1 protein-coding gene is annotated in these 1,077 nt (G+C 34.4%); it reads right to left on the bottom strand.

Translation table 11 applies throughout. The features are described 5' to 3' along the window. Positions 1 to 20: 20 nt before the first annotated feature. A partial coding sequence (locus BKH44_RS08635; protein ID WP_143428344.1) for an autotransporter outer membrane beta-barrel domain-containing protein occupies positions 21 to 1,077 on the bottom strand: 1,057 nt, incomplete at its 5' end.

Here is a 1,077-nt window from a genome sequence, read left to right as displayed (position 1 = left end):
ATCCAAAAACCTTGAAGGTTTTAAAACCTCCATTTGAATCCTAGATTGATACTCCCATACCTTGCTATCCCACTGAGTTTGGTTCCAACAGAAGCATTGACAAATATGTGATCACTTGCTTGCCATTCCCCTCCAGCTTTTAAAATAAAAGCTGTTTCTAGGTTATGATTTTTACCCAATCCTTCTATGGGAGTATAAAAACTTTTAGAATAAACAATGGTATTGACAGATTGTCCTGCATTCAATAAAACCCCTTGATAATAAGAAGGGGATACATAAAAATATGAATCATTTTGTTTGAAATATTTCCTGATTTCTAATCCAATTTGAGTGCTCAAGTAATGGGTTTGATAAGCAGGAGTATTCAAAGAAGCTTCTCCTGTTAACAAAGGAGATTCACTGGTTACATCCATAGCCTTGTTATAACCATAAGCATAACCCAATGAGATGAAAGGTTTGCTAAACCATCCACTTGATAAATCAAACACATAACCATAAGTCAAATCCAAATGGGTTTGGAATCCTAAGTTATTCCCTGTGAAGGTAGTATGGAACAAATCATCTTTGAAGCTCATTGCATTATAAGTAATATCTTCGCCTAGATTGAAATCTATTTCATTGTTTTGCAAAAAGAACCTTGAGTAAAATCCAAAGTCTCCAGTATGGGCTTGGTTTTTAGAAGAAGCATTATCAATGCTATCAGTCCCATAAGTATAAGTCCCATAAGCCCCTAATATCATATTTTTTATCCAAGCATCATAACCCATACTCAAAGACCCAGATATATTATCCACTCCATTGCTTTCTCCAGCTATGGCTCCTAGATTTATCCATAAATTATTCATTGCATTGAACCTCAAAGCATCATAAGAATAAATCCCCTGATTCAAATAAGCTTTATTGGCTGTAGTATAAGTGAGGGCATTATATTTAATATTTGTTTTGTTTTTATTATTGGGATTGACTTGATAGCTATTGGTATTTTTTGTGTTGTTGGCAGCCAAGAGGATGCTATCGCTAGATATATCATTAGAAGCCATTCCTCTTCCTTGCATAGATTTTATCCACTCTGCAAAT

The sequence above is a fragment of the Helicobacter sp. 13S00477-4 genome (assembly GCF_002272785.1).
Classification (GTDB): domain Bacteria; phylum Campylobacterota; class Campylobacteria; order Campylobacterales; family Helicobacteraceae; genus Helicobacter_J.
This window is presented reverse-complemented; position numbering and strand designations above follow the sequence as displayed.